Source organism: Actinomadura sp. 7K507 (genome assembly GCF_004348425.1).
Lineage (GTDB): Bacteria > Actinomycetota > Actinomycetes > Streptosporangiales > Streptosporangiaceae > Spirillospora.
Window position 1 is genome coordinate 20,344 of record NZ_SMKK01000116.1, and the last position, 7,222, is coordinate 27,565.

General features: G+C 66.2%; 2 protein-coding genes. Both read left to right on the forward strand.

The window, feature by feature from the left end:
• The first annotated feature begins 6 nt into the window (after positions 1 to 6).
• Entirely contained in the window at positions 7 to 2,916 is a 2,910-nt protein-coding gene (locus tag E1285_RS24925) for a helicase-related protein (protein ID WP_132156101.1), read from the forward strand.
• Entirely contained in the window at positions 2,913 to 7,010 is a 4,098-nt protein-coding gene (locus tag E1285_RS24930) for an N-6 DNA methylase (protein ID WP_132156103.1), read from the forward strand. The genes E1285_RS24925 and E1285_RS24930 overlap by 4 nt, the downstream gene beginning before the upstream one ends.
• The last annotated feature ends 212 nt before the right edge of the window (positions 7,011 to 7,222 follow it).

Here is a 7,222-nt window from a genome sequence, read left to right on the forward strand (position 1 = left end):
CCAAACATGAGCATCAACGTGCCAGAGGCCGTCCAATTCGCCCCGGGTGTACTGGTTCGAGCGCGCGGCCGCGAATGGGTCGTGCAGCCCGGCTCGGATGCCGAACTGCTGGTGCTGCGTCCCCTCGGCGGCGCGCAGGACGACCTGGTCGGCGTGCTGCCCGCGCTGGAGAAGGTCGAGATGGCGAGTTTCCCGCCGCCCACCCCGGAGGATCTGGGTGACCAGAGTTCGGCCGGGCTGTTGCGGGCCGCGCTGCGCATCGGCTTCCGCTCCGGCGCCGGGCCTTTCCGTTCTCTCGCCCAGCTGGCCGTCGACCCGCGCTCCTACCAGTTCGTCCCGCTGCTGATGGCACTCCGGCAGGAGATCGTCCGACTGCTGATCGCCGACGACGTCGGCATCGGTAAAACGATCGAAGCTGGGCTTATCGCCGCGGAGATGCTGGCGCAGGGTGAGGCGTCCGGACTGGGCGTCCTGTGCAGCCCGGCACTGGCCGAGCAGTGGCAGGACGAGTTGCACGACAAGTTCGGCATCGGCGCCGAGCTAGTGCTCGCCTCGACCGTTCCGCGCCTGGAGCGTTCACTCGATATCGGTGAATCGCTGTTCCAGCGGCACCCGAACGTCATCGTCTCCACCGACTACATCAAGAATCCGAAGCACCGCGACGAGTTCCTGCGGCACTGCCCGGACCTGGTCATCGTCGACGAGGCCCACACCTGCGTCGCCGCCGGCTCGACCGGGTCCCGCGACGGCCGCCAGCTCCGCCACGACCTCGTCAGCAAGGTCGCCGCGGACGCGTCCCGGCACCTCGTGCTGGTCACCGCGACCCCGCACAGCGGCAAGGACGAGGCGTTTCGCGATCTGCTCGGTCTCCTCGATCCGGAACTGGCGACCGTCCCGCTGGACACCGAGGCGGGACGCCGCCGCCTCGCCCGCCATTTCGTCCAGCGGCGCCGCGCGGACATCCGCACCTACATCGGTGAGGAGACCCCGTTCCCCAAGGACCGGGAGAGCAAGGAGGTCTCCTACAAGCTGTCCAACGAATACCGGAAGCTGTTCACCGCCGTCGTCAACTACGCCCGTGAGCAGGCCCTCGACGAGAGCGACAACGTCGTCCGGCAGCGCGTCCGCTGGTGGTCCGCCCTTGCTCTGCTGCGCTCCCTCGCGTCCTCGCCTCGCGCCGCCGCGCAGACCCTCCGCACCCGCGCCGCCAACCTGGACGCCAAGACCGTCCCCGAAGCGGACGAGCTGGGCCGCATCGCCGTCATGGACCTCACCGACGACGACTCCACCCAGGCCGTCGATGCAGCACCCGGCGCCGACCTGGAGGATGCGGACGGCACCGCACCGCAGCAGCGGCTGCGCCGGATGGCGAAGCAGGCCGAGGCCCTCGAAGGCGTGGCCGACACCAAGCTGGGCGAGCTGACCAAGCTCGTAAAGAAGCTGCTCAAGGACGGCTACAACCCGATCGTCTTCTGCCGCTTCATCCCCACCGCCGAATACGTCGCCGAGCACCTGGGTGAGGCGCTCGGCAAGAAGACCGAGGTCGTCTCGGTGACGGGAACTCTGTCGCCGAAGCAGCGCATAGCCCGCATCGAACGCATGGTCTCCGGTGCTCCCGCCGACGAGGAGACCGACGAACAGACCCGTCCCGAGCAGCGCGTCCTGGTCGCCACGGACTGCCTCTCTGAGGGCGTGAATCTCCAGGAAGGGTTCGATGCCGTCATTCACTACGACCTGGCCTGGAACCCGACGAGACACGAGCAACGCGAAGGCCGCGTCGACCGGTACGGGCAGCGTCGCGACGTCGTCCGCACCGTCACTCTCTACGGTTCCGACAACCAGATCGACGGGATCGTCCTCGACATCCTGATCCGCAAGCACGCCGAGATCCGCAAGGCCACGGGCGTCTCCGTCGCCGTCCTGGACGAGTCGGACAGCGTGGTCAACGCCGTCCTCGAAGGTCTGCTGCTCCGGGAGGAGGACGCCGAGCAGCTGAGCTTCGACTTCGGATTCACCTCCAAGCGCGACGACCTGCACGCCGACTGGGTGAGTGCCGCGGAACGCGAGCGCGCCTCTCGCGCCCGCTTCGCCCAGCACGCCATCCATCCGGACGAGGTGGCCGGCGAGGTCGCCGAGATCCGCGCCGCGCTCGGGTCGGGCGCCGAGGTCGCGGAGTTCGTCCGCACCGCCGTTGTGAAGTTGCGCGGCCAAGTCACCCGCGAGGCCGCCGACGGCTCGTTCACCGCCGACACGGGCGGGCTTCCGTCCACGCTGATGAGCGGCCTGGAAGCCGTTCTCGGCCCGAAGAACGCCAGGGCGATCGCGTTCCACCCGCTGCCGCCGGTCAAGCGCGGCGAGGCGGCACTCGTTCGGACAGACGCGGCCGTGGGCACCATCGCCCGCTTCGTCCTGGACGCGGCACTCGACCCGAAGCTGGACGGCTGGCAGCGCCCCGCCCGCCGCTGCGGCGTGATCCGCACGGCCGCCGTGCCGACCCGGACCACGCTGATGCTCGTCCGCTACCGGTTCCACCTAACGCTGCCGACCCGCGACGGCGGACGCCGCCAGCAGATCGCCGAGGACGCCCGCGTCCTCGCCTTCCGCGGCAGCCCCGCCAAAGCCGAATGGCTCAGCGAGGCGGAGGCGCTCACCCTCCTCGACGTCCGCGCGGACGAGAACACCGCGCCCGAGTTTGCGACCGCCACTGCCACCCGCGTCCTGGACGGCCTCGAAACGCTCCGCCCCCACCTCGACCAGTACGGCCGCGACCTGGCCGACAACATCCGCGCCTCGCACGCACGCGTCCGCGAGGCCGCCAGCGCCCTCCGCCGCGGCCTCCGCGTCGACGCAGATCGCAATGCCGACGTCCTCGGCCTGTACGTCTACCTTCCCGTCACAGGAGAGGCCGCCCGATGAGCCGCACCAGCAGCCTTCCCCTCGGCATCGCCTCCGTCGGTGGCCTCCTTCCCGAAGAGACCTTGCTGCGCATCGCGGGTGGGAACAGCGGCCTTCCCGGCGCCAAGCCCGCCGCGTACCACCTGGCCAAGGACGAGACGGTAACCGACGTCGCCGAGCGCTCCTGGACGTACCTGCGCGGACGCTACGCCGCGTTCAAGGAGCAGCTCACCGACGGAGACCCGGCCGTCGGCATCACCCGCGAATACTGGCTCGGACGCCTCTTCCAGGAACTCGGCTACGGCCACCTGCCGCGCGTCCCTGCCGGAGGACTGCCCAGCGATGACGGCGAGAAGCAGTTCGCCATCAGCCACCACTGGCAGCACGTCCCGATCCACCAGCTCGGCTGGGGCATCGACCTCGACCGGCGCACCAAGGGCATCCCGGGCGCGGCCGACGCGGCTCCGCAGTCGCTGGTGCAGGAGTATTTGAACCGCAGCGCCGCAGCCCTCTGGGGCATCGTCACCAACGGACGGCTGCTCCGCGTTCTTCGCGACTCCAGTGCTCTCGCTGGCTCCGCGTATGTCGAGTTCGACCTCGAAGCCATCTTCGAGGGCGAGGCGTTCGACGCGTTCGTGGTGCTGTACCGGGTCGCGCACTCGTCCCGGTTCGAGCACCAGGGCGAGGACACAGGCCCGGCCTCCTGCTGGCTGGAGAAGTGGCGCCAGGAAGCCATCGACTCCGGCGCCCGCGTCCTGGACCAGCTCCGCGTCACCGTCAAGGAAGCCATCGAGACCCTCGGCACCGGCTTCATCCAACATCCCGATAACGAGGAACTTCGGAGGGCGCTCAAGGACGCCGACAACAAGGCCGTCACGCCGGAAACCCTGCACCGCGCTCTGCTCCGAACCGTCTACCGCCTGCTGTTCCTCTTCGTCGCCGAAGACCGCGAGGTGCTGCTCTCTCCGGACGCGCCCCAGGCGGCCCGCGACCGCTACAACGCGTTCTTCTCTACGGACCGCCTCCGCCGCATCGCTGCCCGCCGCCACGGCGGCCGCCACGCCGACGAGTGGCAGGCCGTGACACTAATCCTGGACGGCCTCGACCAGGAAGGCGGACGTCCCGAACTGGGTCTCCCGGCCCTCGGCGGCATCTTTGAACTCTCTGATGCCGACCCCGCCCTGCACGGACGCTCCCTGACCAACGAACACCTCTTCAACGCGGTGCGGTCGCTGTCGCGCGTTCACGACCAGAAAGCCCGCCGCATTCGCCGCGTCGACTTTAAGCACCTCGGCTCGGAGGAGCTGGGATCGGTATACGAGTCGCTGCTTGAGTACGTCCCCAAGCACGACCCGGCCAAGGGCGCCTTCGAGCTGCGGCAGCTCAGCGGCAACGACCGCAAGACGAGCGGCTCGTACTACACCCCGGCGTCCCTGATCGACACTCTTCTCGACTCCGCCCTCGAACCCGTCATCGACGACGCGGTGAAGTCCGGGAACACCGCCGAGGAGCAGGAGGCGGCACTTCTCGCTCTCACGGTCTGCGACCCGGCCTGCGGCTCCGGTCACTTCCTCGTCGCCGCTGCCCGGCGCATCGCCAAGCGTCTCGCCTTCGTCCGCACCGGAGACCCGGAGCCGTCCAACGAGGCGATCCGTCATGCCCTGCGCGACGTGGTGTCCCGGTGCATCTATGGCGTGGACATCAACCCGATGGCAGTCGAGCTGGCCAAGGTCTCCCTCTGGCTGGAGGCCCTGGAGCCCGGCAAGGCCCTCACCTTCCTCGACGTCCACATCAAGATCGGCAACGCCCTCCTTGGTGCCACCCCGAAGCTGCTGGACGCTGGCCTGCCCGACGACGCCTTCAAGGCCATCGAAGGCGACGACAAGAAGTGGGTCACCGCCCTCAAGAAGCGGAACAAGGGGGAGCGCGAGGCGTACGAGAAGCGCCACATCGCTGTGCAGGGCGAACTGGGCGATGAGGCCGGCCTGCGAGCCGGTAACCACGGCCTGGCCCGCCGTGCCGCCGCCATTACGGACGTCCAGAGCGATGACCTGGCCCACGTCCACGCCCAGCAGAATGCGCACCGGAAGCTGCAGGAGGCATCCGAGTACCTGGAGCAGAAGGAACTCCACGATGCCTGGTGCGCAGCCTTCGTCTGGACGAAGACAGAGACTTACACCCCCGCCATCACCACCCGCGACCTCATCAAGCTCCGCCAAGACGCGGACACGCTCGCCCTGGGCAGCCAGCACGAGTTGCAGAAGCTGGTCAAGCAGTACCGCTTCTTCCACTGGCACCTGGAGTTCCCGACCGTCTTCGTCGTCCCGGAGGACGAGAACGCCCCCGGCACCGACCCCCGAACCGGCTGGACCGGCGGCTTCACCTGCGTCCTCGGCAACCCGCCATGGGAGCAGGTCCAAACCGACGCTCGTGAGTTCTTCGCTGCCAAGGCGCCAGAGATCGCTGAGGCTCCGAACATGGCTGCCAGGAACGGCATGATCGCTGCCCTGAAGGAGAGCGCCCCGCAGCTCTTTGACGCGTATGCCCGGAAATCGCGCGAGGGAGACGGTTTCAAGCATTTCGTCCACGCATCCGAACGCTTTCCGCTCACCAGCTATGGACGCTTGAACACGTACTCGCTGTTCGCAGAGGCCACCAGGAACCTCACCGGTGCACGCGGACGTACGGGTCAGATCGTGCCAACCGGCATCGCCACGGACTCTTTCAACCAGTACTTCTTCAGCGACCTCGTCAAGTCCCAGACGCTTGTCTCGCTCTACGACTTCGAGAACGCGGCGCCGCTCTTCCCCAGCGTGCACCGTTCGTTCAAATTCTCGGTGCTCACGCTGGCCGGACGCGCGGAACAGGTCACCAAGGCGGACTTCGCCTTCTTCCTGCATGATCCAGCCGAACTCGGAACGCCCCTTAAGCGCTTTTCGTTGACCGCGGAAGAAATTCTTCTCCTTAACCCGAACACTGGGACGTGTCCGGTTTTCCGCACCCGTCGTGATGCAGAAATAACACTCGGCATCTACCGGCGCGTTCCCGTGCTGCTGAAGAAGGGGGATCCTGAGGGCAATCCATGGAATATTACATTTCAGCTCATGTTCATGATGAACACGGATTCACATCTTTTCCGTACACGAGAGGAACTCGAAGCGGACGGCTGGCGTCTGCAGGGCAATGTCTTCAGCCGCGGCATCCAACGCTACCTGCCGTTGTATGAGGCGAAGATGCTCCACCACTACGACAATAGGTGGGCGACTTACGAGGTTGATGGCTCGATCCGCGACGTCACCCCGGCTGAAAAAGTCGATCCAAATTTCGTCGTCATGCCACGCTACTGGGTTCCAGAACACGATATCCCCAGTAGCAAGCACGGCAAGGATGGGAATCCCATCATGCATGCCGGCGTTAGCTCTCGCCTTAGGGAGAGGCGTTGGAAGCATCAATGGCTCGTTGGCTTCCGCAAGATTTGCAGAGCCACGGATGAACGCACGGTTGTCGCCTATATATTCCCTGTCGCCGGACTGGGCGACTCCGGAAACCTGATCCTTCCAAGTAGCGAAATCTCACCCGTACTACTTGCGGGAAACGCTATGAGTTTCGTACTGGACTATGTTCAGCGCCAGAAACTGGGAGGGACGAACCTAAACTTCTTCCAGTTTGAGCAGCTTCCCTTTCTCCTTGAAACGCTGCGAGGTAGTACGCCATGGAGTAAGCAGCGGCCGCTGCGTGAGTGGCTTGAGGGGAGGATTGTTGAAGTTACGTACTCGTCTCAGGATATGAGAGCTGTTGGTCAAGCGCTAAGTGACCAAGGGGCGCCGTTCCGATGGGACGAGGAGCGGCGGAGATTGTTGCGGGTGGAGTTGGATGCGGCCTTCTTTCACCTGTACGGGATCCAGCGGGACGATGTCGACTACATCATGGAGACGTTCCCGATCGTGAGGAAGAAGGACGTCGCGGCGTTTGGCTCATACCGGACCAAGGAACTGATCCTTGAGGTGTACGACGCCATGACGCAGGCCATCCGCACCGGAGAGCCGTACAAGACCATTCTCGACCCGCCGCCGGGGCAGGGGCCGCGCAATCCGCAGGCGTCTCGTCCCGCCTGAGGCCACCTCCGCCGGCTTGGAGATGGACAGGCCCAGCTCACAAAGTTAACGGCCGGACCCTGCACTCAACGGGGTCCGGCCGTGGCTAGTACGGCAGTCGTAGAACGTGATCTGAACGGGCAGGGACCGGCCGTAACGTAGGACAGCCGCCCGATGATCTTCGAGTTGTGACGCAAGAAGAACCTTGGGCGGCTGCTGCCGTCATGGTAGAG